The organism is Streptomyces sp. NPDC058632 (assembly GCF_042717095.1).
Taxonomy (GTDB): Bacteria; Actinomycetota; Actinomycetes; order Streptomycetales; family Streptomycetaceae; genus Streptomyces.
The window spans coordinates 36206-60358 of record NZ_JBHXQZ010000009.1 but is presented as its reverse complement, the minus strand read 5'-3'; the positions used below and the strand labels follow the sequence as shown (position 1 = coordinate 60358).

Sequence of the window (24153 nt, the reverse complement as noted above, 5' to 3'; positions counted from 1 at the left end):
CCGCCACCGTCCGTGGCCCCGGCCCCGGCCCCGGGCCGGTACGGGTTTGGCGCTGCGGCCCGGCGCTCCGTAAAATCGCCCGTTCGACAGCGGGCGCGACCGGAGCGCCGCCACGGCAGACCAGGAACGGCAACGGCGATGACGGTGACAGAGGACGGCCCCCGGGCCACGGACACGGTGGCTCACGGGGGCACCGTGGCGCGCGAGGACGTGGTAGCACACGGGCCCGGCATCGACCCGGAGCGGCTGGCCGTGTGCCTCGACGTGCTCGCGGAACTCGACACGATCGACGTCGACCACCCGGACGCGGTCACGGTCCGCCGCGCCACCTCGCACATCTACCGCATGGTCAAGCAGCGCCGCCGCCAGGAGCGCCGGGCCGCCAAGACCGCCCACGACAAGGCGGTCACCGAGGCCACCGCCACCGGCTCCGCCGAGCGCATCGACGACGAGACGGAAGGCATCCTGCCCTCGTCCCGCACCGAGGAGGGCACGATCGCGGGGATACTCCAGCGCCCCCGCTCCTGCTACATCTGCAAGCAGCGGTACATCGAGGTCGACTACTTCTACCACCAGCTCTGCCAGGAGTGCGCCGCCGAGAACCGCAGCCGCCGGGACGCCCGCGCCGACCTCACCGGCAAGCGCGCGCTGCTCACCGGCGGCCGGGCCAAGATCGGCATGTACATCGCGCTGCGGCTGCTGCGCGACGGCGCCCACACCACCATCACGACCCGCTTCCCGAACGACGCCATCCGCCGCTTCAAGGCACAGCCCGACAGCGACCAGTGGATCGACCGGCTGAAGATCGTCGGCATCGACCTGCGGGACCCGGCCCAGGTCGTCGCGCTCGCCGACTCGGTGTCCGCCGCCGGCCCGCTGGACATCCTGATCAACAACGCCGCGCAGACCGTACGGCGTTCCCCGCAGGCCTACAGCGAGCTGGTCACCGCCGAGTCCGCGCCGCTGCCCGCCGGTGAGCTGCCCGCCGCCGAGGTGATCGGCGGCTTCGGCTCCGGTGCGGTGGCCGAGCTTCCGGTCGCGGGCTCCGGCGCGCTCACCGCGCAGGACGTCACCGGCCTCGCCCTGGTCTCCGGGTCGGCCTCCCTGGAGCGGATCGCGGCGGGCACCGCGATCGACGCCGGCGGCCTGGTCCCGGACCTGCACGACACCAACAGCTGGGTGCAGACGGTCGAGGAGGTCACCCCGGTCGAGCTGCTCGAGGTCCAGCTCTGCAACTCGACGGCGCCGTTCCTGCTCATCAGCAGGCTGCGCCCGGCGATGGCGGCCGCGGCGGCGAAGCGGACGTACATCGTGAACGTCTCCGCCATGGAGGGCGTCTTCGACCGCGGCTACAAGGGTGCGGGCCACCCGCACACCAACATGGCCAAGGCCGCCCTGAACATGCTCACGCGCACCAGCGCCCAGGAGATGTTCGACAACGACCGCATCCTGATGACGGCCGTCGACACCGGCTGGATCACCGACGAGCGTCCCCACCCGGACAAGATCCGCCTCGCGGACGCCGGCTTCCACGCCCCGCTGGACCTGATCGACGGCGCGGCCCGCGTCTACGACCCCATCGTGCGCGGCGAGGCGGGCGAGGACCTGTACGGCGTCTTCCTGAAGGACTACGCGCCCGGCAGGTGGTGACGCGGCCGGCCGGCAAAGGCGGCGGGGAAGTCAGTCCACCGCGCCGAGCCGGGAGTTGCGCGCCGCCAGCAGCTCCAGAACGGTGCGCCAGTCCTCCAGGACCCCGGCGTCGAAGCAGGCGGTACGGGCCTCCTCGTCCGCCGTGCGCAGGGCGAGGAGGTCGTCCTCCTCGCCCTGGAGGCCGTGCCGGGGCCGGCGGCGGACCAGTTCCGCCACCCGCTCGCCGAGCAGCGCGCGTACCGCGTCCGCGGCCCGGTCGGCCCCTGCGGCGGGCTCGGCCGGCTGCAGCAGCCGGCCGACCGGCCGGACCAGGCCCGCTATCTGAAGCTCCTTGTCGGCGGGGCGCCCCCGGCGCAGCAGCGCGGCGGTGCGCAAGGCGTGGTCGTACGCGTCGACCGGGGGCCCGCCGGGAACCGGGACGTCCCGGGCACCCCGGCAGGCGTACAGCAGGTCCATCAGCTCCTCGACACTGCGCAGCTCCATGCGCCGCTCCTCCCGGAAGACAGCCGTTCTGCCGTACGGCAGCACACCATGACGAGCTTGCGTGCCGGCCAACAGGACTTGAACTGCGCCATGACCACGCGGCCTTCTCGAAAGCGTGGACACCCCTGTAGTCCGATCGAGCGACCGGCCGCAGTGGCTCCCATAGTGAAATAGCGGCATATGGGGGCGGAATGGGTACGGTCCGACAGGAGATCGTTACGTCGAGTTTTCAGCCCCATCGAGCGGGGGTGCGCTCATTTGGCTAATCTGAGGCGGACGGGCAGCAGTACAGGGTCCTACCCACACCCACCGGTCCGTCATGGGACACGCCGCTTCACAACGGCCTGCTCTCCTACGATCAACCGGCGCCACCGCGTCCGAACGGCTTTCGCATCATGCCCGAGCGGACGTACGACGCGGGCGCGGCAGGACCGGCGCGATACGTCCCGAGGGTGACCGACACATAAGGAGTGCGCGGTGACACCGGAGAAGACCAACGCGGATCAGCCCGTCAAGGAACGCCCCGAGCGAGCGGGCCGCCCGGCCGGCGAGCTCGGCAGCCTCGACGTATGGGCCCGGTCGGCCCCGATCCGCCTGGCGGGCTACGAGGACGACCTCGCCGAGCCCCACATCCTGCCCAGCGTCGACTGACACCGGCCCCGCCCCGCGCCCCGTGTGATCGCCGGGTGCGGGAGCGTGCCAGACTCACGTCCATGCCGATCAGGGAAGCAGTCGCCGACGACTGGCCGCGCATCTGGCCGTTCTGGCACCGCATCGTCGCCGCGGGCGAGACGTACACCTGGGACCCGGACACCTCCGAGGAGGACGCCCGGGTCCTGTGGATGAACCCGGTGAAACAGGTGTACGTCGTCGAGGACGACGCCGGAGCGGTCGTCGCCTCCGCCTACCTCACCCCGAACTACGGCGGCCCGGCGGCCCGGATCGCCAACGCCGGCTTCATGGTCGACCCCGACCACGCCGGCCGGGGACACGGCCGCGCACTCGCCGGGCATCTGCTGGACGAGGCCCGCGCGGCCGGCTACCGGGGCATGGTGTTCAACGCCGTCGTCGAGACCAACCCCGCCGTACGGCTGTGGACCTCCCTCGGCTTCACGATCCTCGGGACGGTCCCCGGGGCGTACGAGCATCCCCGGCACGGGCGGGTCGGACTGCACGTCATGCACCGGGCGCTGTGAGCCGGCCGGCGGCCTGGCTCAGGGACGGGCGTAGGGCCGGGTCATGATCTCCAGGTTGTGGCCGTCCGGGTCGTCGAAGTAGGCACCGCGACCGCCGAAGAGGCGGTTGATCCTGCCGGGTTCGGTGTGGTTCGGGTCGGCGTAGTAGGTGACCCCGACCGCCTCCAGACGGGCGATCATCGTGTCGAACCGGTCCTCGGGGACGAGGAACGCGTAGTGCTGCGACTGGATGGGCTCGTCGCGCTGCTCGTAGTAGTCGAGGGTCACGCCGTTGCCCAGGTCGACGGGCAGGAACGGGCCGAAGGGGGCGCCGACCTCCAGCCCCAGGATCACGGCGAGGAACTCCGCCGACAGGCGGCGGTCGCGGGCGAGGACGGCGGTGTGGTTCAACTGGACGGTCGTGATGGGCGGTTCGGGTATCTCGGGCATGGCCGGCTGGTCTCCGGGTGTCGGTTTCCGTCGGGGATGCCGCGCGGGGCGCGGCGGAGAGCGGGAAGGAACGCGGAGAGGGAGGCGGGGCGCGGGCGGGGCCCCGCGCCCGGCCGGGCGTGAGCGGGGACACCCCCGCCTGGCTCACGCCGAGGCCGGGAGCGTCTTTCGTGTGTGGCCCAAGGCCGACCCGGCAGTCACCCGGCCGACGATAGCCGTGCGCCGCCGATCACCGCAATACCCGGCCCGCTCAGTCGTCCAGCCGGGAGCGCAGCCACTGCTCGACCTCGCCGACATGGGCCGCTGCCGCCACCCGCGCGGCCTCCGGGTCGCGGGCGGCCAGGGCGCGGTGGATCGCGGCGTGTTCGCGGCGGGTACGGGCGAACGCGCCCTCCTCCTGGTAGCCGCGCCAGACCCGTGCCCGGAAGGTGCGGGACGACAGGCCGTCCAGGATCGCGGCCATCGTCCCGTTGCCCGCCGCGGCGGCGATCTCGCGGTGGAAGGCCAGATCGTGGGCGAGGATCTCCTCCGGGTCGTCGGTGGCGTTCATCGCGGCCAGGTGCCCGGCGACCTCGGCCAGCTGGTCCGGCGTGATCCGCGCGGCGGCCAGCGCGGCCGCCGTCGACTCCAGCGCCCGGCGCACCTCGAGGAGTTCGACCAGACGCGGCCCCCGGGACAGATCGGCCACGACCCCGAAGGTCTCCAGCAGGTCGCCGGCCTCCAGCCGCGTCACGTAGATGCCCGAGCCGTGCCGGGCCTCGAGCACACCCAGCACCGTGAGCGCGCGGATGGCCTCCCGCATCGAACTGCGGGAGATGCCCAGCCGGACGGCGAGATCCCGCTCGGTGGGCAGCCGCTCGCCCGGCTGCAGCCGCCCCTCACGGATCATCTCCTTGATCCGCTCGATGGCGCGCTGCGTCACGGTGCCCTTCCGCGGGGCCGGGCCGGTGCCCGTGTCCCCGGTCGCGGTCTCGTCCACGCCCCTCCTCCTGTCGCCGGTGCGCGCAGTCTAGCCATCATGGTGGTCCGACCACTGAGGGTGCGAGGGTGCGTAAATCGCGGCTCAGGGGTGTCCTATCCCGTAAGTGGTCTGATAAATATGCGCCAGGAACGACCGCGTACCGCTTCTGCCACCCACCGAAAGGCCCTTCGTGCCCCCGACCCCCGCCCGTGTCACCGCCGTCGACACGTACGACGTCCGATTCCCCACCTCGCGCGAACTCGACGGCTCCGACGCCATGAACCCCGATCCCGACTACTCCGCGGCCTACGTCGTCCTGCGCACCGACGCCGCCGACGGGCACGAGGGACATGGATTCGCGTTCACCATCGGGCGGGGCAACGACGTACAGGTCGCCGCGATCGAGGCGCTGCGCGGACACCTGGTCGGCCGGTCCGTCGACGCGCTCTGCGCCGACCCCGCCGCCCTGAACCGCGACCTGATCGGCGACAGCCAACTGCGCTGGCTGGGCCCCGAGAAGGGCGTGATGCACATGGCGATCGGCGCAGTCGTCAACGCCACCTGGGACCTGATCGCCAAACGCGCGGACAGACCGCTGTGGCGGCTGCTCGCCGAGGCCGAACCCGAGTGGCTGGTCCGGCAGATCGACTTCCGCTACCTCACCGACGCCCTCACCCCCGAGGAGGCCCTGACCCTCCTGCGCCGCGGTCGTGAGGGTGCCGGGGAACGCACGGCCCGGCTGCTGGCGCGCGGCTACCCCGCCTACACCACCTCACCCGGCTGGCTCGGCTACGACGACGACAAGCTGACCCGGCTCGCCGTCCGCGCGGTCGCCGACGGCTTCGGCCAGATCAAGCTCAAGGTCGGCGCCGACATCGAGGACGACATCCGCCGCTGCAGGGCCGCCCGCGCGGCCGTCGGCCCCGGCATCCGCATCGCGATCGACGCCAACCAGCGTTGGGACGTGGACGAGGCGATCCGCTGGACGAAGGCGCTCGCCGCGTTCGACCCGTACTGGATCGAGGAGCCCACGAGCCCCGACGACGTGCTCGGCCACGCGGCGATCCGGCGGGCCGTCGCCCCGGTGAAGGTGGCCACCGGCGAGCACGCGCACAACCGGATCGTCTTCAAGCAGTTCCTCCAGGCCGGCGCCCTCGACATCGTCCAGATCGACGCCGCCCGCGTCGGCGGCGTCCCCGAGAACCTCGCGATCCTGCTGCTCGCCGCCAAGTACGGAGTGCCGGTGTGCCCGCACGCCGGCGGTGTCGGCCTGTGCGAACTCGTGCAGCACCTGTCGATGTTCGACTACGTGGCCCTCTCCGGCACCACCGAGGACCGGGTCATCGAGTACGTCGACCATCTGCACGACCACTTCCTCGACCCCGTGGTGATCCGCGAGGGCCACTACACGGCACCCACCGCACCGGGCTTCTCGGCCGCCATGCGCCCCGAGTCCCTGACCCGGTACACCTACCCCGACGGCGGCTTCTGGGCCGCCGACCCGGGCACCCGGCCCGGTACGGATTCCTCCGGCACGACGAACGAGAAGGAGCGGGTGGCATGAGCGACTTCGAGGGTCTGACGGCCCTGGTGACCGGCGGCGCCTCCGGCATCGGCCGGGCCGCCGCGGAGCTCCTCGCCGCGCGCGGCGCCCGGGTGGCCGTCCTCGACCTGGACCCGTCCGGCGTCGCGGCGCCCCTCACCGGGCACCGCGCCGACGTCACCGACGACGCCTCGCTGCGCGCGGCGGTGGCCGCCGCCGTCACCGGCCTCGGCGGGCTCGACGTGCTGGTCAACAACGCCGGCATCGGTGCCCGGGGCACCGTCGAGACCAACTCCGACGACGAGTGGCACCACGTCTTCGACGTCAACGTCCTCGGCATGGTCCGCACCGCCCGCGCCTGCCTGCCGCACCTGCGGGCGTCCGCGCACGCGGCGATCGTCAACACCTGCTCCGTCGCGGCCACCGCGGGCCTGCCCCAGCGGGCCCTGTACAGCGCGACCAAGGGCGCCGTTCACTCCCTGACCCTCGCCATGGCCGCCGACCACGTCCGCGAGGGCATCCGCGTCAACTGCGTCAACCCCGGTACCGTCGACACACCCTGGATCGGCCGCCTGCTCGACGCGGCCGACGACCCCGCCGCCGAACGCGCCGCACTCGAGGCCCGCCAGCCCACCGGCCGCCTCGTGACGGCCGGCGAGGTCGCCGCCGCCATCGCCCACCTGGCGAGCCCGCTGTCCGGTGCCACCACCGGAACCGCCCTCGCGGTCGACGGCGGCATGCAGGGCCTGCGGCTGCGCCCGGCCGCCCGGTGAACCGGCTCGGCCGCAGCGGCGTCGAGGTCACCCCCCTGGCCTTCGGCGCCGCCGGGATCGGCAACCTGTACACCGAGGTCGGCGAGGACACGGCGCACGAGGCGGTGCAGGCCGCCTGGCAGCGCGGCATCCGCTTCTTCGACACCTCCCCGCACTACGGCCTCGGCCTGTCCGAACGCCGCCTCGGCGCCGCCCTGCGCGCCCACCCGCGCAGCCGGTACACGGTGTCCACCAAGGTCGGCCGCCTCCTCGAACCCGCCGGCACCGGCGGCGAGGACCTCCCACAGGATTTGGCCCACGGATTCGCCGTGCCCGCGACCCACCGCAGGGTCTGGGACTTCAGCGCCGACGGCGTACGGCGCGGCCTGGAGGCCAGTCTGGAGCGCCTCGGCCTCGACCGCGTCGACGTCGTCCACCTCCACGACCCCGACGACCACGCCGAGCAGGCCTTCCGCGAGGGCTATCCGGCGCTGGAGAGGCTCCGCTCCGAAGGCGTGGTCGGCGCGATCGGCGCGGGCATGAACCAGACCCGTATGCTCACCCGCTTCGTCCGCGACACCGACGTCGACGTGGTCCTGTGCGCGGGCCGCCACACCCTGCTCGACCAGAGCGCGCTGAGGGACCTGCTGCCCGCCGCGCAGGAACGCGGCATCTCCGTCGTCATCGGCGGCGCCTTCAACTCCGGCCTGCTCGCCGACCCGAAGCCGGGCGCCACCTACGACTACGGCAGCGCGCCACAGGAGTTGCTGGACCGCGCCCGGCGGCTGCAACGGGCCGCCGAACGCCACGGCACCACCCTGCGCGCCGCCGCCCTGGCCTTCTGCGCCGCCCACCCGGCTGTCGCGAGCGTCCTGGTCGGAGCCCGCTCGGCGGCCGAAGTCCACGACTGCGCCGACCAGTTCACCGCCCCCGTACCCGCCGCCCTGTGGCAGGAGCTGCGCACCACCGGCCTTCTGCCGCCCGAGGCCCCTGTCCCGGCCGAGGAGCTGGTGAGGGAATTGCCGAGGGAGCTGCCGTGACTCCCGCCGGCATGCCCCCCGACGCGGTGACCGTCGACGCGCACCACCACGTCTGGGATCTGTCCGTCCGCGACCAGGACTGGATCACCGGCCCCCGGCTTCAGTCCCTGCGACGCGACTTCACCATGGACGACCTGCTTCCCGAGGCCCGCGCGGCCGGGGTGCGCCGTACCGTCCTGGTCCAGACCGTCACCGTCCCCGAGGAGACCCCGGAGCTGCTGGCCCTGGCCGCCGCGCACGACCTGATCGCCGGGGTCGTCGGCTGGACCGACCTCACCCGCCCCGGCCTCGCCGACGAACTGGCCCGGCTGCGCGAACGGCCCGGCGGACCGTACCTGAAGGGCATCCGGCACCAGGTCCAGGGTGAGCCCGATCCCCACTGGCTGCTGCGGACCGACGTCCAGCGCTCCCTCGCCGCCGTCGCCGACGCGGGACTGGTCTACGACCTGGTCGTCCAGCCCCACCAGCTGCCCGCCTGCGTCCGCGCGGCGGCGTCGCTGCCCCGGCTCACCTTCGTCCTCGACCACGCCGGCAAGCCGCCCGTCGCCTCGGGCCGGCTCGAACCCTGGGCCCGGGACGTCCGCGCCCTGGCCGCGCTGCCGAACACGGTCTGCAAACTCTCCGGACTGGTCACCGAGGCCGCCCCGGTCACCTGGAGCGTCGACGATCTGCGCCCGTACACCGACGTCGTCCTGGACGCCTTCGGCCCCGGACGGCTGATGTTCGGCTCGGACTGGCCGGTGTGCACCCTCGCCGCGTCCTACGGCGACGTCCTGGCCGCCGCCCGCGCACTGACCGCGGACCTCGACGCCACCGGACGGGGGGAGGTCTTCGGAGCCACCGCCACCCGCGTCTACGGCCTGTGAACCGCCCCCGTCAGCCGGGTCGGCGGCAGATACTCGCGCACGTACGTCCGCTCCCAGCACGCCCCCGTCTCCCGCAGCTCGCGCCAGGTCGTGTAGCGGTAGCGGAACAGCCGGGCGCGGACGTACAGGGGCGGCGCGTGCGACGGGAACGGGGAGCGGCGCAGCAGCCGCAGCGTGTCGCGGTCCCCCTCCAACAGCCGCTCCACCAGCGCGCCGAACCACGGCCCGGCGTAGGACGGCGACAACGCGGCGAACCACATCATCCAGTCGAGCCGCAGATGGTACGGCGCGAACTGACGCGGCCAGCGCCGGGGGTCCCCCGGCTTGCCCCGGAACTCGTACGCCCGCCAGTCCGAGTCCTTGCGGGGCCTGTCGTCCGCGGTGCCCTCGACCACCACCTCGTACCGGATCCGGCTGACACTGCCGAACGCCCCGTAGCTGTTGACCAGGTGGAGCGGGTCGAAGGACCGGTTCATCACCTGGCGGCGGGAGAGCAAGTTGCGCACGGGGTGGTAGCCGAGGGCGAGCAGCAGCGCGGACACCGCGAGGACGACGACCACATACCACAGCGGGGCGCCGGCCGGGTCCGGCGGACCGGCGGGGAACACCGACACGGGGAACGCGACCGCCGACAGGGCCAGCACGATCGTGATCCAGTTCAGCCAGGAGAAGTTGCCCGACAGCACCAGCCACAACTGCGTGAGGACCATCAGCGCGGCGGCGACCGTGGCGACCGGCTGCGGAGCGAACAGCAGGAACGGCACGATCAGTTGGGTGACATGGTTCGCTGCCGCCTCGACCCGGTGCAGCGACTTCGGCAGATGGTGGAAGAACCAGCTCAGCGGCCCCGGCATCGGCTGGGTCTCGTGATGATGGTCCAGGCAGGTGAGGTCGCGCCAGCAGGCGTCGCCGCGCATCTTGATCAGCCCCGCGCCGAACTCGACCCGGAACAGCACCCATCGCAGCAGGAACAGCACGACCACCGGCGGCGCCACCTCGTCGTTGCCGAGGAACACCGCGAGGAAGCCGACCTCGAGCAGCAGCGACTCCCAGCCGAAGGCGTACCAGGTCTGCCCGACGTTGACGATCGACAGATACAACGCCCACGGCACCAGCCACAGCAGCATCCCGGCCCACAGCGGAAGCCAGGAGTCCGCCCCCGCGAGCAGGGCCGCCGACACCGCGCAGCCCGTCCAGGCGCACCCCGCGAAGAACCGGTCCGAGTAGCGCAGCTGGAACAGACCGGGTGCCCGCGCGAACGGGGTCCGCTCCACGAACCGGGGCACCGGCAGCATCCCGCGCTCGCCGATCAGCGCACGGAACTGCAGCACCGCCGTCAGGAAGGCGACCAGGTACAGCCCGGCCAGCGCCCGCTGGAAGACCAGCCGGCTCAGCCAGTAGTCGGATGCGGTGAACCAGTCCACAGCGGTGCGCTCCCTTCCCGCCCATTGTCCGCCCCGCGGGCTCCGGGGCACACCGGTCGAAGAATCGGATGAATCCTGACAAGGTGGGTCCATGGCTGATCGGGGAGCGAGCGCCCTGTCACTCCCGGACGACTGGCCGGACCACCCGGATCCGATCCTGGCGCTCAACCGCATGGGCAGGTTCGACTGGGACCTGGACACCCGGGTGATGCTGATGGACGCCCAGGCGCGTGACATCTTCGACCTGCGCCCCGACGAATCCGAGGCTCCCGACGTACTGGTGACCCGGATCCCGCCCGCCGAGACCGTGCGCCTGGACATCGCCGTCTCGCAGGCACTGAAGGACGGAAGCGAGAACTACGGCGTCTACTTCCGCGTCCGCCGCCGCGACGGCACCCTGCGCTGGACCCACGTCCGTGGCTACATCGGCCGGGACGCGACCGGACTGCCCCGACACATCCTCGGCATCGTCCGGGACGCCACGGAGGAACTCGGCGACGGCGGGGCCAGAGGGGAACAGGCCTCCCAGGAGGACGCCCTGCGCCAGCAGACCAACATCGTCCAGCTCACCACGGCCGCCCTCGCGCACGCCCGCACCGTGCAGGACGTCATCGACGTCGTCAAGGACACCCACGGCCTCACCCTTCTGGGCGCCACCAGCCTCGTCATGGGCCTGGTCGAGGCCGGCCGGATCCGGCTGGTCGCCGAGGGGCCCGTCGGCAGTTTCGTCCCGGGCACCCGTATCACCCGGATCGACGAGCAGTACCCGATGAGCGAGGCCGTACGGACCCTGAGCCCGCGCTTCATCGAGTCGCCGGAGGAGTTCGCCGAACGCTACCCGGTGCTGTGGCCGCACCTCGCCGACCTGCACATCACCTCGGCGGCCTACCTGCCGCTCATCGTCCAGACCCGCCCCATCGGCGCCATGGGCCTGCTCTACAGCGACCGGCGCGGCTTCACCCCCGAGGAGCGCAACATCCTCGTCGCCCTGTGCAGCAGCATCGCCCAGAGCATGCAGCGGGCCATGTTCTACGAGCAGGAGATGGACCTCGCGCAAGGACTCCAGCAGGCCATGCTGCCCCGCACCATCCCCAGCGTGCCCGGCGCCGACGTCGCCGTCCGTTACCGCGCGGCCAGCATCGGCGGTGGCCTCGGCCGGGACATCGGCGGCGACTGGTACGACCTGATCCCGCTGCCCGGGGGCCGGGTCGGCGCCGTGATCGGCGACGTCCAGGGCCACGACACCCACGCCGCCGCCGTCATGGGCCAGCTGCGTATCGTGCTCCGGGCCTACGCCGCCGAAGGGCATCCGCCGGCCACCGTGATGGCCCGCGCCTCCGTCTTCCTGCACGAACTCGACACCGACCGCTCCGCGACCTGTCTGTACGCCGAGGCCGACCTGTCCACCGGTGTCCTCCAAATGGTCCGGGCCGGCCACATCGACCCGCTCGTCCGGCGTGCCGACGGCGTATGCCACCGCGTCCACGTGCCGGGCGGGCTGCCGCTCGGCCTGTCCGCCGAGTTCGACCGGCTGGAGTACCCGGTCGGGACGATGGAACTCGACCCCGGCAACGTGCTGCTGTTGTGCACCGACGGTCTGGTCGAGGAGCCCGGCGCCGACCTCGACGACGGCATCGGGACCCTCTCCGCGCTCGTCACCACCGGTCCCGAGGACGTACGCGAGCTGGCCGACCGGCTCATCGACGTGGCCGAGGAGCGCGGCGTGGACGACGACGTGGCCCTGCTCCTGCTGCGCCGCCGCCCGCCGGACAGCCCGCGCGCGGGAGGCCGGCTGCAGCAGCACGTGGCCCCCGGCGACCCCGAGGCCCTCACCGAGGCCCGGCGCATGGTCCGCGCCGGGGTCGGCGCCTGGGGCACCGGGAACCGCGCCGACGAGATCGAACTGGTCGCCGACGAGCTGATCACCAACGCCCTGATGCACACCGAGGGATCCGCCGTCGTCACCCTCCGGGTACTCACCGGTGGCGAGCGGCGGCTGCGCGTGGAGGTCGCCGACTCCTCCAGCGCCCTGCCACGCCGCCGCGAGGCGGGGGAGTCGGGCGTCTCGGGGCGGGGCCTGCTCCTGGTCGAGCTGCTCGCGGACGAGTGGGGCGTGGAGGCACGGGGCGGAGGCAAATGCGTGTGGTGCGAGTTCTCGGTGACCAAGACCTCCGGCCACGGCCACGACCCCGGTGACGGTGCCCGTGTCGCCGACGCCGATGCCGACGGTACGGGACGCGGCTCCCGCTGACCGGTCCGGGGCGCCACTGCGGACGTGGGCCGGAACTTCCCGGGGCCGAGGCGCTGCGGACGTTCCCCACCGAGCGGCTGCTGGGCCACGAGACCACCGCCGTGCCGGGGCCGGTGACCGCGGGGGTTGTGGGGATTCCCGATGTCACCCGGGCTTCAGCGTCACCAGGTGCTCGCCGTCGGAGGAGCGCAGCTCGTAGCGGTCGACCTGCCCGGTGTGCAGGGTGGAGCCGCCCGTCATGGTGTTGGGGCGGGCGTCGTGACGGGGCACGTTCCAACTGGTCACGGTCTCCTCGGAGCCGTCCTGCCCGACCACCACCAGCCGGCAGACACGGGGCCCGGCGCCGTCCTTGACCTTCAGCTGCAGCCGGCTGCCCCAGTCCTCGTCCGCCGTCGTGATCTCCGCCCACACCCCGGACCGCTCATCGGTCGCCGCGATGCTCGCGGGCACCTGCCCGCCGCCGTCCGTCGACAGCACGGCGAGCGCCGGCGCGGTCGACGCGAGCACCACCGAGGCGGCCAGTGCGAACAGCAGCCGACGGCGCACCGCCCGGTTCCGGCCCGCCACCTCGGACAGCAGCCGGTCCAGCATCCTCGGGCCCGGCTTGGACATCGGGTGCGTCAGCGGCGGGGTGGAGCGCCGGTACAGCATCAACTGCCGTGTCGTCGCCCCGAATTCGGTCACCTGTGCAGCGCAGCTGGGGCACTCCATGAGGTGGTCCTCGAAGCGGAAGGCCTCCGCCTCGTCCAGCACGCCGAGCGCGTACGCGCCGACGTCGCGATGCCTTTCCAGGGACCTCATGCCGAATCCTCGTGCCGTTGGGTGTGGGTGGGGTTACTCCTTGCTCCCACCGGTACGCACCAGGCAGTCGATTCACTCAAGCCGCATGCCGAATCGTAACCAAAGGATTCGGAGCCCTCCGGACCGCGGATTGGTCCGATTCACCGGAAGGCTAAAAAAGGTGGATGGCGAGGTGTCCGAGGGGCAGCCCGAGCTGCCACGCGGGCGTCCACACCTTCGGCCCCTCGTCCTCCCCGCCCCCCGCGACGCCACCCGGTACCGCGTTCAGATCGGGTGCCAGCAACTCCGTCTCCCGCAGCCACCGCCAGGCCGACCGGGCGAGTTCCAGGCCGGGATCCGCCGCGGCCCGGCCGGCGGCGTCCGCGGTCAGGTCCGCCAGACGTCTTCCCACCCACTCCTGCCACGGCTGGTCGTACGCGGTCAGCGACAGCCAGGTCTCCAACTGGGTGATCACCCGGATGCCGGAGAGCTCGCCGTCGGCGTCGGACAGGAAGACGGTCAGTGCCAGCGCCTCCCGGCCGGCCCGGAACTCGAAGGACGTCGTCGGCATCAGATCGCCGCTGCGCAGCAGTTCGTCGGCGATGTACTCGGCGTACAACCAGGCCATGGGGACGGTCGGTTCGCCGTCGCCCGTGCCGTCGGTGCTCTCTTGACCTCTGTGCGGCATCCCTTCCAGCCTTCCTCCGGTACGTGCGCGTCGCCCGAACCCGGGCCCCGGTCCGCAGCACGGATGAGGACAGCCGATTACCCAACGGGGGTCGTCGGCAAGGCGCTTTACGGAGACTTGACCCGGCCGCCGGTTTCACCGCAGGTCGGCGGCGTATCCCGGAAGCACTCGGCGCAGGGCGCGCAGCGCGTAGTACGCGCGGGACTTCACGGTACCGGGCGGTATCCCCAGTGCCGCCGCGGCCTCCGCCACACTCGCCCCCTGGAAGTACACGAGCACCAGGACTTCACGGTGCTCCGGAGTGAGAGTCTTCACAGCCTGGCGGACATCGAGCGCAGCCGCGGCCCGTTCGGCGTGGTCGGAGGTCACCCGCGCGTTCTCCAGCACCGCGTCGCCGACCTCGGGCGGCCGGGCCTGCCGGGCCCGCCGCGCGTCGATGGCGAGCCGCCGGCCCACGGTCATCAGCCAGGGCCGTACGGACTCGAAGTCGTCGGCGCGCAGCGCCTCGGGATGCTGCCAGGCGCGTACCAGCGTCTCCTGGACGAGATCCTCGGCGCGCTGCCGGTCCCCGTCGCAGAGCCGGAGCAGCAGTGCGAAGAGGGGCCGGCCGTGCTCGCGTTGCAGGGCGGCGAGTTCGTGCTCGGCGGTTGTCCCGTTCATGAGTGTCATTCCGGCCGTCATGGCGGTATGGCAACGCACGGCGCCCGCCGGGGACAGAGAGCGCACAACGGCGTGCGGCGGACGGTCGATCGCGTCGACGAACGGTTCGACGAACGGTCCTGGCGACCGTTCACGCACGCCGGACGGCCCAAAGACGGACCAAGGGGCGTGTCGGAACAGCGAGGCCAGAGGAAGGGCTTCTTATCTATTTGTCAGTAAATACGGCAAGAGAACACCGCACATTGGGGTGAAGTGATGATCGCACGCAGTAGACAGGTGGCCCTGGCCCTCACCGTCGTCCTCGCCGCGGGCGCCGCCTGGCAGGCCCGGGAGCACCGGCCATCGGAATCCGGCCATCCGGTTCCCCCGGCCGGGCGGGACCGCGGCTTCACCCTGGTCGCCTCCGGGGGCGTACTGCCGCACAGCTCGGTCATCGACCGCGCCCGCTTCGACGCCGGCGGCACAGGACACGACTTCCGGCCGGCGTTCTCCGGCATCCGGTCCGTCGTCGCCGACGCCGATCTGGCGCTGTGTCACATGGAGACCGTGTACGGCGCCGACGGCGACCGCACCGGCCACCCCGCCCTCAAGTCCCCGCCCGAGGTGGCCCAGGGCCTCGCCGCCACCGGCTACGACGGCTGCTCCACCGCCTCCCACCACGCCCTGGACGACGGTACCGACGGCATCCGCCGCACCCTGGACGCCCTCGACCGGGCCGGCGTACGGCACGCCGGCGCCGCCCGCTCCGAGCGTGAGGCCCGCACGGCGACCGTCCTGCGCGCGGGCCCGGCCAAGGTCGCCCATCTCGCCTACACCCACGGCACCAACGGCCTTCCGCTCCCGCCCGACGCGCCCTGGGCCGTCGGCCTGATCGACGAGCCCCGGATCCTCGCCGACGCACGGGCGGCCCGGAAGGCGGGTGCCGACGTGGTCGTCGTCTCCCTGCACTGGGGCACCGAGTGGCAGGAGGCCCCCGACGGGCAGCAGCTCGCCCTCGCCCGCTCCCTCACCGCCGCCCGCACCGGCCACCGCCCCGACATCGACCTGGTCCTCGGCACCCACGCCCACGTCCCGCAGGCCTACGAGAAGATCAACGGCACCTGGGTGATCTACGGGATGGGCGACCAGATCGCCGGCGCGACGACCAACCACCAGGGCGCCCCGGACCCCCGCGGCAACCAGTCCACGCTGGGCCGCTTCACCTTCGCCCCGCCCCAGCGCCCCGACGGGCGCTGGGAGGTGACCAAGGCCGAGTTCGTCCCGCAGCTCTACGACGTGGACGCCGGCCGCGTGGTCAACCTCAACCGGGCCCTCGCCGGGGGTGCCGAGGTCCGTTCCGTCCGCGACCGCATCCGGAACGTGGTGCTCAGCCGGGGCGCGGCGAAGGACGGGCTGGTCATGGGGGAGTAGTCCGTACCGGTCAAGGCGGCGACCGGTTCACGTCCACGGTGTCGAACAGGGTCAGCATCTGTGCGAGGACGCGTACACAGGTGCGCAGGTCGGCGTCCGTGAGGTCCCCGCCGACCTCCCGCAGCACGGCGTGCTCACGGGCGACGACGGCGGCGATCGCCGCCCGGCCCTCGTCGGTGAGCCGGATCAGCGACGACCGCTGGTGGGCGGGGTTGGGGGTGCTCTCCACCAGGCCCCGCGCGGCGGCGTCGTTGACCATGCGCTGCACGAACTGACGGCTGATCGCCTGCGCGCGGCCCATCTGGGGCACGGTCATCGGGCCGTGCTTGTGCAGCAGGTCCAGCACGGCGCGTACCCCGACGGACAGACCCTCGACGGCCTCGCCCTGCTCGACCTCACGCTGCACCCGGCGGTACAGCGGGCCGACCAGGTCGAACACCTCCATCAGGCGCGGGCCGAGTTCGTCGGGCGGAAGGGGCTCGTCGGTGTCGTTCACCCCCTCATCATGACACCTCGGTTGCCAAAGTTTGCCGAAGGTGACACCTTGGTTGTCATGAATACGGTTTCGGAACTCCAGTACTTCACTTCCTCCGACGGCGACCTCGCCTACCACGACAGCGGTGCGGGAGACCTGGTCGTCCTCCTCCACTCCGGCTTCGTCGACCACCGGCTCTTCGCGGACCAGATCCCGGCCCTCGCCACCCGCCACCGGGTGATCGCGCCCGACGTACGCGGCCACGGCTCCTCCGCCAACGCCACGGAACCCTTCCGCTGGGCGGACGACCTCGCCGCCCTGCTGCGCCACCTCGACGCGGGGCCCGCGGCCCTGGTGGGCGTGTCGATGGGCGGCGCCATCGCGACCGACACCGTCCTCGAACATCCGGATCTGGTACGCGCGGTCGTTCTCTGCGGGGCGGCCACCAGTGAGTTCGAGTACACCGATCCGTGGATCCGCCAAATCCAGGCCGAGTTCGCCCGCACGCTGGGCACCGGTGACATCGAGGGCTGGCTGGACGCCTTCGTGCGGGTCGCGGCGGGCGAGCACCGCGGTACCGACGCCCTCGGGCCGGACATCCCGCGCCGGCTGCGGGAGATGGCGCTGCACACGATCTCCAAGCACACCCCGGACGAGAAGGACCGGCGCGTCCCCGTCACCAACACCTGGGACCGGGTACCGGCGATCGACGTGCCGGTGCTCGCGGTCAACGGCTCACTCGAACCCGCCGACCTGACCGCGGCGGCCGAGCGTCTCGTCCGCGGTGTACGCGACGGCCGCTCCGCCACCATCGAGGGGGCGGGACACTACGCGTGCATGGAGCGGCCCGAGGTCTTCAACGAGACCCTCCTCGGTTTTCTGCGCACTCTCTGATGCCGCCCGCCTTCCCACGCACCTTCTGACGCGGCGGTATCTACGGCATCACCGTCACCGGCCAGCGCCCCGCCTTCACCAGCCGGACCGCCACCGACCCCACGAACCGGTGGCCCGCCTGCTCCGAGGCGCCCACCACCACCGCGTCCGCCTTGAGGTCGTCCGCGGCCTTCACCATGCCGTTGTACGGGTCGCCGCGGAACGTGTGGAACTCCCAGCGGAAGTCGAACACCCCCCGCACCTGCTCGGACGCCTCCCTGACCTGCCTCACCAGGTCCTCGGCGATCTCGTCGGTCGCCTCCGCCACCGGCGCCCCGAGCGCCGCGCCCGCCGCCAGTACCGGCTGCACGTACACGACGGCGAGCAAAGCGTGCTGACGCCGGGCCATACCGGAGGCGTAGGCCGCCGCCCGGAGGGAGGTGTCGGAGCCGTCCACTCCGACCACGATCACCTTCGGGCCGTCCGTGCCCCGTTCGAACTGCGTCGAGTGCTTCTCCGTCACGGCGCCGAGGCTATCGGACGTCCGTACGGCGGCCGTACTGGGCCGAGCGGGTGGAAAGACCCCGCCGTACCGGTGTCGCGGAGGTCCACCCGCCACCGGGCGGGCGACTGATGAGTCATGCAGAAGGATCAGTTGCTCACGCGGCGCCGGGCGCTGCTCACCGGCGCCGCCGTCGTGGGGGCGGCCGGCGCGGCCGGACTCCTCGCGACGGGTTCCGGCACCGAGGCGGCACGCCCCGCCACGCCCGCCGCCGGAGCCCAGGCCGCAGGCCGCCCGCTCAAGCCCTCCGCGTACCGCCTCAGACCCCTCACCGGCTACGGCCCGCCCCAGGCCCTGCTCGGCAGAACCCGGGTGCGGAGCGCACCGCTGCTGCGCGTGTCCAGACGGGGCAGCACCATGGTGCTGACCTTCGACGACGGACCCGACCCCCGCTACACCCCGGACATCCTCGACACACTCGCCGCGTACGACGTCCGCGCGATGTTCTTCGTGTGCGGGGAAATGGTCTCCTACAACAAGGACCTGCTCGCCCGCATGGCCGACGAGGGACACGTCGTCGGCAACCACACCTGGTCCCACCCCCTGCTCACCCGGCTGACCCGCGGCAGGATCCGCTCCGAGATGGAACGCACCTGCGACATCATCGAGGAGGGGTACGGCGAGCGCCCCCAGTGGTTCCGCGCGCCCTACGGAGCCTGGAACCGCGCCACCTTCCAACTCGGCGCCGAACTGGGCATGGAACCCCTCGCCTGGACCGTCGACACCCTCGACTGGACCAGCCCCGGCACCCGCACCATCGTCGAGCGGGTGGAGAACGGCGCCGCCCCCGGCGTCGTGGTGCTCTCGCACGACGCCGGGGGCGACCGCTCCCAGAGCGTGCGGGCCCTGCGCGCCTACCTGCCCGAACTGCTGGACTCCGGCTACCGGATCACGGTGCCCCGCCGGCAGTACGCCTGAGCGCGTACCGCCCCGCCCGGCCGGTCCCGTCCCCCCGGCCGGAGGGGCCGGCCGCTCAGCGGACCTCGGCGAGGCGGGCGAAGACGACGACGTTCCCGTCGTAACCGTCCTGCTGGGTGAAACCGCCGCCGCAGGTGATGACCCGCAATTCCGACGCGCCCTTCGAGTTGTAGACCCGGTCACCGGGAAAGTCGTTCTTCGCGAAGACCTCGATGCCGTAGATCTCGAACACCGCGGTCTTCCCGTCCTTGCGCTCGATCTCGACGCGGTGGCCCTTCCGCAGAGCCCCGAGCCCGTAGAAGACGGCCGGGCCCAGATGGTTGTCGACGTGGCCGACCACGACCGCCGTGCCCTTCTCCCCGGGAGCGACCCCACCGGTGAACCAGCCCGCCAGATTGGGGTCCTCGGGCGGCGGCGCGTCCACCCACCCCTCCGCGTCCAGACCCACCGCCATCACCGGCGCGTCCACCTGGATCGCAGGAATCCGGACCTGGCCCGGAACCGAGTACGGCAGCGGTCGCACCGCCGCGGCCGTGGAGGCACCGGGCACCTGGCTGTCCGCGGCGGCGGCACCGGCGGGCTGCGGCGGCCCCTCGTCGAACTCCCCCGAACCATTCCGGATGAGCGCGAGGCCGGTGAGCAGAACCAGCGCTATCACGCCCCACGGAGCACGCTTCTTCCGCCGCGCCTCCTCTTCGAATTCGGCCGGTTCGAAAGCAGACATTCGCTTTTCCCCTCTCGACACGGCCGTCGCCGTATCACTCGCGCATGGCAGAAACGCTAGAGGCGGCGCGGAGAACCGGCGACGGGGAAAAGGCGAACGGGTGGCCGCGCGGTGATCGGTAAGCCATCCGGGGTGCCGCCGAACGAAGATCTTCTGACGGTCCGTGACCTGCGGTGATATCCGAAACCACGGATGTGGGAGGGCCGCGGCCTCACCGGGACGGAGCATCGTCGACATGCGCGCCGGGGCAGGGCAACTGAGGGTCTTGCTGGGAGGCGCTTTCTCGCCGATCGACCGGGGACCGGCCCCGGGGCGCCTTCCGCGGAGGATCACATGCGAAAGTCACGTGCCCTGGCGTCCGTCGGCGCCGCGGTCGCCGTCCTCGGGCTCGCCGCCCCGGTCGCCGTCGCGGACGGCGGCCGGGTCCCCAGCCCGTCCAACATCGTCGCCCTGCCCAGCGTCATCGCCCGTGGCGGCCAGCTGACCATCACCGTCGACGGCTGTCCCAACGGCGGCCACGCCACGTCCAACGCCTTCTCGAGGACCAACCTGACTCCGGTCCACGGCGCCGGTGACACCGCGAAGGGCACCGCCACCATCGACGACGACGCCCGCCCCGGCTCGTACGACATCACGGTGCACTGCTCCGGCCGGAGCCTGACCCGGCCTGCCGCCTTCACCGTCATCGGCGGGGTCCGCGGTGGCCTCGGCGGCAGCAGCACCGACGGTGCGACCCCGACCGACATGGCCATCGGTGGCGGACTGGTGGCCGCCGCGGCCGCCGCCGGCGGTGTCTTCTGGATGCGCCGCCGCGCCGAGAAGCAGTTCTGAGCCCAGCCCTTTTCAGCGGCCGTTTCGCACGTGTGACTGGAAGCCGCGCCCCGGATCCCCGACCGGACCCGGGGCGCAGCCGTGTGGGGCCGTCAGGTGCCTTCCCGTGCACCGTCGCGGCGGGTGAAGCGGTACGCGGCGCCCACCGAGCCCGTGACGAGTGCGGCACCGAGCCCGATCCCGCCGACGTCGAGGCCGGCCGGACTACCGCCCTCCCCGGCGTGCACACCCCTCGGATGTCCGGTCGCGCCCCCGGCTTCCGCGGGCAGCGGGGACGGGAGCGGTACGGGGCGGCCACCGGCGACGGTCAGACTCGTGGTGCCGGTGACACCCTCACAGGTGAACGCCACCTGGTGTACCGTGCCGGGCCTGGCGTCCCGGTACACCTCCGCCGTCACCCTCGAGCGCTTCTTCGGGATGGCCACCGTGTCGAGGACCGGCGAGGAGACCGTCACGTACCCCTCGCACCCGCCGTCGGCCCGGTCCACCCGCAGAGTGACCCGGTCGCCGGGCTCGACGAGGGCGGGCCGGACACCGAAGCCGGACGGTGTGACCTCACCGCCCACGGCGACGGCACCCGGCGCGGCGGCGAGGGCCAGGGCCACGACGCCCAGGAGTGCGGCGGAAGCGACGCGTATCGCGTGCATGGTGAGTCCTCCGGGTCCCGAGGAGCAGCGGCGGATCCGTTCCGCTCGCGCCAGGAATGCGCCTCGATGTCCGAAACGGTAGAAAGTCGCACCGGGCGGCGCGATCGCAGTCGCGCGAACGGGTCACTCCTGTGGGCCGCACGAGGGACAACCGATGCTGCGGGAGGGGGACGCGCACGGCGTGGCGCACGCCCCCGGGGCCGGAACCGTGGTGCGGGCCGGTCAGCTCCCGACGTCGGGGAACAGGAGGCGGAACGGATCGGCCGACGCGGCGAGGCCACGGCTGAACGGCGCGTCGAAATCCCAGATCAGGAAGAGCAGGAAGGCGATCAGCGCCGAGAACAGTCCGGCGAGGATCAGCTCCCGCCGGGTGCGCCGGATCTGCAGCGCGAAGATCATCCCGATGGTGATGACGGCCCCGCCGATCAGTCCGAACCACACCACGCCCGGCATGGTCTCCCCGGTCGACTCCGCACGGGCCGCGCGTGCCTGGTCGGCGGCGGACACCTGGTCGACGAGCGGCTGATAGGCCTGGGCCTCGAAGTCCGTCCGCGGTTCGTAGTCGGTGACGTCCCGGCGGATCCGGTCGAGCAGCTCGGTCCCGCGCCCGGTGACCTGTCCGTCGTCGGCCATGGCGCGCCACTCGGTGGTCACGACGTGTCCGACATAGGCGTTGACATCGTCCCGAATGCGGTCGCGGACGTCGGCAGGGTAGATCCGTACCCGCTCCGAGATCTCGTGCAGCGCCACCGCCTCCGCCCGTACGTGGTCCTGGGCGGCGCTGCGCCCCTCCCAGACCCCGGCGATGGCAAGACCCAGGACGATGGCGTACACCACGCCGATCCACATCGTCATGTACTCGATGACGTCCGGGGTCTCGCTGGGGTCCTCGTCGTCGGGAGCCGCGCGGTGACGTACGAGGGTGATGGCGACCACCACGACGCAGACGGCCGGCATCGCGAGGGTGAGAACAAGCCATTCCGGCAAGAGGTGCCTCCACGGCGGGTTGTCGGGTTCGGCGGGGACGGACGGGACCGGGGCTCAGCGGGGCCGCAGCGCGGCGATGGCGACGACCGCGGGCGTGATGATGAGCAGGACGAAGGTGAGCGGTGACATGGCGCCGCCGGACGGCCGCTTGACCGTGAGCGCCGCGCGATACCGGGGGTAGTGCACGGGCGTCAGGGACGGGCGCGGGGTGGGTGTCGCCGATGGCGTGGGGGAGGGGCTCGGCGGTGGCGGTGGCGGAGGAGGAGGCGGGGCCGGACGGGCGGGGGGTGGCGCCGGGCGGGCCTGGCGCGGGGGCGGGGGTTCGGGCTTCGTGGTGGTGGGAGTGGGCTTCGGTGGCGGGGCCGGTGGCGGGGGAACGGGTGGTGGCGGTGGCGGCGGAGTGGGTTCGGGCGCAGGTGGCGGAGGGGGCGGGGTCGGCGCAGGTGTCGGCGTGGGTGGGGGCGCGGAGGGTGAACAGGCCGGAGGGAGTGGCCAGGTCACGTTTCCGACGACCGCCACCGCCTCCGTTCCCTCCGGGCCCGTCGAGGCGTAGGCGCACGCGTCGGCCACCGCCGTGCCCGGCGCGCCGGTGAGCGCCCAGGTCAGCGTCGCCGTCGCCAACACCCTGGCAGCGAGGGCGGATCGGGTCGGTACGAGTCCTTGCACGATGAAGATCATGAGCCGTGTCCCGCCGGGACACGCGCGAGTGCCGGGCGATTACCCCAATGGAGGTAAATCCGGCAACTTCCGTTTGGTCCTGCGCTGATCACTCGATGGGGGGAGCGCGCGCGGATGTGTGATGCGGTAGGGGCGGACCGGGTGATAAGGGGAGGAACCGCGAGCTCCGGAAGAAATATCGGCCCGCGTTGAACACGGCAGGTGCGCTCATGCGTACTCCACGTCGAGCGGCGGCGCAGCAGGGCGCTGCAACACCCTTGCGATAATCTGGAGTTGAGATGAAGACCTCCTGGCGGACCGCCTCACTGGTGGTGAGCGCCGCGGCGGTGCTGACGCTGACGACGGCGTGCGGTCAGGACACCCCGCCGCCGGCCAGCAGTCAGAACGTGGGCGCCTCGGCCGCGCCCGGAGACCTCGGAGGCATCGACACCGGGGCCGGTGCGGAGGCCTCCACGAGCCCCGCCGGCGGAGCGGGCAAGCTGGCCGTCGCCAGTAACGCCACACTCGGCAAGCTGGTGACGGACGAGCTCGGACTCACCCTCTACCGCTTCGACCAGGACACCGCCGAGCCTCCCAAGTCGAACTGCGACGGCGACTGCGCCGAGACCTGGCCGCCGGTGCTCGCCGACGACGCCGCGGCCGGTGAGGGCATCGACGAGTCCCTCCTCGGTGAGGTCACCCGGGCCGACGGCACCAAGCAGCTCACCGTCGACGGCTGGCCCGCCTACCACTACGTCAAGGACGTCAACGCCGGTGACGTCAACGGCCAGGGCGTGGGCGGCAAGTGGTTCGCGCTGACCCCCGAGGGCAAGAAGGCGCAGGAGGCCGGCGAGCAGCCCGGCCTGTCCACCCGCGAGGATTCCGAACTCGGCGAGATCGTCGTCGACAAGGACGGCAGGACCGTCTACCGCTTCATGAAGGACGAGGCCTGGCCGGAGCCGGTCTCCGCCTGCACCGGTGCCTGCCTGGAGAAGTGGCCGGTGGTGGCGCCGGTCGACATCAACGACACCAAGGGCATCCAGAAGAAGAACTACATGACCTTCACCCGCCCCGACAACAAGGCCGAGCAGCAGACGATCAACTGCTGGCCGATCTACACCTTCGCGGGTGACAAGGCCGCCGGTGACACCAACGGCCAGGGCGTCGGCGGGACCTGGTACGCGGTGCGGCCGAACGGAGAGCCGGTCGGCGCGCCGGAGAAGTAGCGCAACCTCCCCAGGGTGTCGTTTCCTTCCGGCACCGCCGGCCTCGGCCCGGTCCGCCTCTCCGTGTCCCGCGGAGAGGCGGACCGTTTTGCCGTGATTCACCGGAACTCGCGGATTTTC

At 72.3% G+C, this 24153-nt stretch carries 26 protein-coding genes; 13 read left to right on the top strand and 13 right to left on the bottom strand.

Features of this window, described 5'->3' with window-relative positions:
• The first annotated feature begins 138 nt into the window (after window positions 1-138).
• Window positions 139-1650 carry an SDR family NAD(P)-dependent oxidoreductase gene (locus tag ACFWVE_RS05925; protein ID WP_384008633.1) on the top strand — a complete coding sequence of 504 codons (1512 nt, stop codon included), beginning with the start codon at window positions 139-141 and terminating at the stop codon, window positions 1648-1650.
• Between the two features lie 30 nt (window positions 1651-1680).
• Here ACFWVE_RS05925 and ACFWVE_RS05920 read toward each other — a convergent pair whose 3' ends face one another.
• Window positions 1681-2133: a hypothetical protein gene (locus ACFWVE_RS05920; RefSeq protein WP_384008631.1), complete on the bottom strand. Its 453-nt coding sequence runs from the start codon at window positions 2131-2133 to the stop codon at window positions 1681-1683.
• A gap of 477 nt (window positions 2134-2610) precedes the next feature.
• Between ACFWVE_RS05920 and ACFWVE_RS05915 the strand changes: the two genes are divergently transcribed.
• Both ACFWVE_RS05915 and ACFWVE_RS05910 read left to right on the top strand, forming a co-directional pair.
• Window positions 2611-2784 carry a hypothetical protein gene (locus ACFWVE_RS05915; protein ID WP_384008629.1) on the top strand — a complete coding sequence of 58 codons (174 nt, stop codon included), beginning with the start codon at window positions 2611-2613 and terminating at the stop codon, window positions 2782-2784.
• Between the two features lie 62 nt (window positions 2785-2846).
• A complete protein-coding gene (locus ACFWVE_RS05910) occupies window positions 2847-3329 on the top strand; it encodes a GNAT family N-acetyltransferase (protein WP_384008627.1) in 483 nt (160 codons plus the stop codon).
• An 18-nt stretch (window positions 3330-3347) separates the two neighbouring features.
• On the opposite strand, the gene ACFWVE_RS05905 is transcribed toward ACFWVE_RS05910, so the two are convergent.
• Together ACFWVE_RS05905 and ACFWVE_RS05900 are read right to left on the bottom strand one after the other, a co-directional pair.
• Window positions 3348-3758, bottom strand: coding sequence for a VOC family protein (locus ACFWVE_RS05905; RefSeq protein ID WP_384008626.1), 411 nt, complete (start codon window positions 3756-3758; stop codon window positions 3348-3350).
• Between the two features lie 250 nt (window positions 3759-4008).
• The gene (locus ACFWVE_RS05900) at window positions 4009-4737 is read right to left on the bottom strand and encodes a FadR/GntR family transcriptional regulator (protein ID WP_384008624.1); all 729 of its coding nucleotides are present in this window, start codon (window positions 4735-4737) and stop codon (window positions 4009-4011) included.
• Between the two features lie 172 nt (window positions 4738-4909).
• Between ACFWVE_RS05900 and ACFWVE_RS05895 the strand changes: the two genes are divergently transcribed.
• The 4 genes from ACFWVE_RS05895 to ACFWVE_RS05880 are packed head-to-tail and all read left to right on the top strand — an operon-like array spanning window position 4910 to window position 8920.
• On the top strand, window positions 4910-6283 hold the full coding sequence (locus tag ACFWVE_RS05895; protein WP_384008622.1) for an enolase C-terminal domain-like protein: 1374 nt from the start codon (window positions 4910-4912) through the stop codon (window positions 6281-6283).
• Window positions 6280-7035: an SDR family NAD(P)-dependent oxidoreductase gene (locus ACFWVE_RS05890; protein ID WP_384008620.1), complete on the top strand. Its 756-nt coding sequence runs from the start codon at window positions 6280-6282 to the stop codon at window positions 7033-7035. The genes ACFWVE_RS05895 and ACFWVE_RS05890 overlap by 4 nt, the downstream gene beginning before the upstream one ends.
• Entirely contained in the window at window positions 7032-8054 is a 1023-nt protein-coding gene (locus tag ACFWVE_RS05885) for an aldo/keto reductase (RefSeq protein ID WP_384008618.1), read from the top strand. Before ACFWVE_RS05890 ends, ACFWVE_RS05885 begins: the two co-directional genes overlap by 4 nt.
• Window positions 8055-8080: 26 nt before the next feature.
• On the top strand, window positions 8081-8920 hold the full coding sequence (locus ACFWVE_RS05880) for an amidohydrolase family protein (protein WP_384008713.1): 840 nt from the start codon (window positions 8081-8083) through the stop codon (window positions 8918-8920).
• On the opposite strand, the gene ACFWVE_RS05875 is transcribed toward ACFWVE_RS05880, so the two are convergent.
• Entirely contained in the window at window positions 8908-10344 is a 1437-nt protein-coding gene (locus ACFWVE_RS05875) for a lipase maturation factor family protein (RefSeq protein ID WP_384008616.1), read from the bottom strand. The two genes, ACFWVE_RS05880 and ACFWVE_RS05875, sit on opposite strands and share 13 nt — an antisense overlap.
• 91 nt (window positions 10345-10435) lie before the next feature.
• Here ACFWVE_RS05875 and ACFWVE_RS05870 point away from each other — a divergent pair, with 91 nt between their 5' ends.
• Window positions 10436-12595: a SpoIIE family protein phosphatase gene (locus ACFWVE_RS05870; protein ID WP_384008614.1), complete on the top strand. Its 2160-nt coding sequence runs from the start codon at window positions 10436-10438 to the stop codon at window positions 12593-12595.
• 144 nt (window positions 12596-12739) lie between these two features.
• Here ACFWVE_RS05870 and ACFWVE_RS05865 read toward each other — a convergent pair whose 3' ends face one another.
• The 3 genes from ACFWVE_RS05865 to ACFWVE_RS05855 form a co-directional block, all read right to left on the bottom strand.
• Window positions 12740-13396 carry a zf-HC2 domain-containing protein gene (locus ACFWVE_RS05865; protein WP_384008613.1) on the bottom strand — a complete coding sequence of 219 codons (657 nt, stop codon included), beginning with the start codon at window positions 13394-13396 and terminating at the stop codon, window positions 12740-12742.
• 151 nt (window positions 13397-13547) lie between these two features.
• Window positions 13548-14063: a hypothetical protein gene (locus tag ACFWVE_RS05860; protein ID WP_384008611.1), complete on the bottom strand. Its 516-nt coding sequence runs from the start codon at window positions 14061-14063 to the stop codon at window positions 13548-13550.
• Between the two features lie 135 nt (window positions 14064-14198).
• Window positions 14199-14744, bottom strand: coding sequence for a sigma-70 family RNA polymerase sigma factor (locus tag ACFWVE_RS05855; protein WP_384008609.1), 546 nt, complete (start codon window positions 14742-14744; stop codon window positions 14199-14201).
• A gap of 234 nt (window positions 14745-14978) precedes the next feature.
• On the opposite strand from ACFWVE_RS05855, the gene ACFWVE_RS05850 reads away from it, so the two are divergent.
• Window positions 14979-16133, top strand: coding sequence for a CapA family protein (locus tag ACFWVE_RS05850; protein ID WP_384008607.1), 1155 nt, complete (start codon window positions 14979-14981; stop codon window positions 16131-16133).
• 10 nt (window positions 16134-16143) lie between these two features.
• Here the strand turns inward: ACFWVE_RS05850 and ACFWVE_RS05845 are convergent, their stop codons facing one another.
• Window positions 16144-16629, bottom strand: coding sequence for a MarR family winged helix-turn-helix transcriptional regulator (locus tag ACFWVE_RS05845; protein WP_384008606.1), 486 nt, complete (start codon window positions 16627-16629; stop codon window positions 16144-16146).
• Window positions 16630-16686: 57 nt separating this feature from the next.
• Here ACFWVE_RS05845 and ACFWVE_RS05840 point away from each other — a divergent pair, with 57 nt between their 5' ends.
• A complete protein-coding gene (locus ACFWVE_RS05840) occupies window positions 16687-17502 on the top strand; it encodes an alpha/beta fold hydrolase (protein WP_384008604.1) in 816 nt (271 codons plus the stop codon).
• A gap of 40 nt (window positions 17503-17542) precedes the next feature.
• Here ACFWVE_RS05840 and ACFWVE_RS05835 read toward each other — a convergent pair whose 3' ends face one another.
• The gene (locus tag ACFWVE_RS05835) at window positions 17543-18004 is read right to left on the bottom strand and encodes a universal stress protein (RefSeq protein WP_384008603.1); all 462 of its coding nucleotides are present in this window, start codon (window positions 18002-18004) and stop codon (window positions 17543-17545) included.
• Between the two features lie 117 nt (window positions 18005-18121).
• On the opposite strand from ACFWVE_RS05835, the gene ACFWVE_RS05830 reads away from it, so the two are divergent.
• Window positions 18122-18961, top strand: a complete 840-nt coding sequence (locus ACFWVE_RS05830; RefSeq protein ID WP_384008601.1) for a polysaccharide deacetylase family protein — start codon at window positions 18122-18124, stop codon at window positions 18959-18961.
• A 55-nt stretch (window positions 18962-19016) separates the two neighbouring features.
• Here ACFWVE_RS05830 and ACFWVE_RS05825 read toward each other — a convergent pair whose 3' ends face one another.
• A complete protein-coding gene (locus tag ACFWVE_RS05825) occupies window positions 19017-19685 on the bottom strand; it encodes a class F sortase (protein ID WP_384008599.1) in 669 nt (222 codons plus the stop codon).
• 333 nt (window positions 19686-20018) lie between these two features.
• Here ACFWVE_RS05825 and ACFWVE_RS05820 point away from each other — a divergent pair, with 333 nt between their 5' ends.
• Window positions 20019-20516, top strand: a complete 498-nt coding sequence (locus tag ACFWVE_RS05820) for a hypothetical protein (protein WP_384008597.1) — start codon at window positions 20019-20021, stop codon at window positions 20514-20516.
• 92 nt (window positions 20517-20608) lie between these two features.
• Here the strand turns inward: ACFWVE_RS05820 and ACFWVE_RS05815 are convergent, their stop codons facing one another.
• The 3 genes from ACFWVE_RS05815 to ACFWVE_RS05805 form a co-directional block, all read right to left on the bottom strand.
• Window positions 20609-21163, bottom strand: coding sequence for a hypothetical protein (locus ACFWVE_RS05815; RefSeq protein WP_384008596.1), 555 nt, complete (start codon window positions 21161-21163; stop codon window positions 20609-20611).
• Between the two features lie 222 nt (window positions 21164-21385).
• Window positions 21386-22150: a hypothetical protein gene (locus ACFWVE_RS05810; protein ID WP_384008594.1), complete on the bottom strand. Its 765-nt coding sequence runs from the start codon at window positions 22148-22150 to the stop codon at window positions 21386-21388.
• A 54-nt stretch (window positions 22151-22204) separates the two neighbouring features.
• Window positions 22205-22336: a hypothetical protein gene (locus ACFWVE_RS05805; RefSeq protein ID WP_384008593.1), complete on the bottom strand. Its 132-nt coding sequence runs from the start codon at window positions 22334-22336 to the stop codon at window positions 22205-22207.
• A gap of 770 nt (window positions 22337-23106) precedes the next feature.
• On the opposite strand from ACFWVE_RS05805, the gene ACFWVE_RS05800 reads away from it, so the two are divergent.
• On the top strand, window positions 23107-24033 hold the full coding sequence (locus ACFWVE_RS05800) for an SCO0930 family lipoprotein (protein ID WP_384008591.1): 927 nt from the start codon (window positions 23107-23109) through the stop codon (window positions 24031-24033).
• Window positions 24034-24153: the final 120 nt, after the last annotated feature.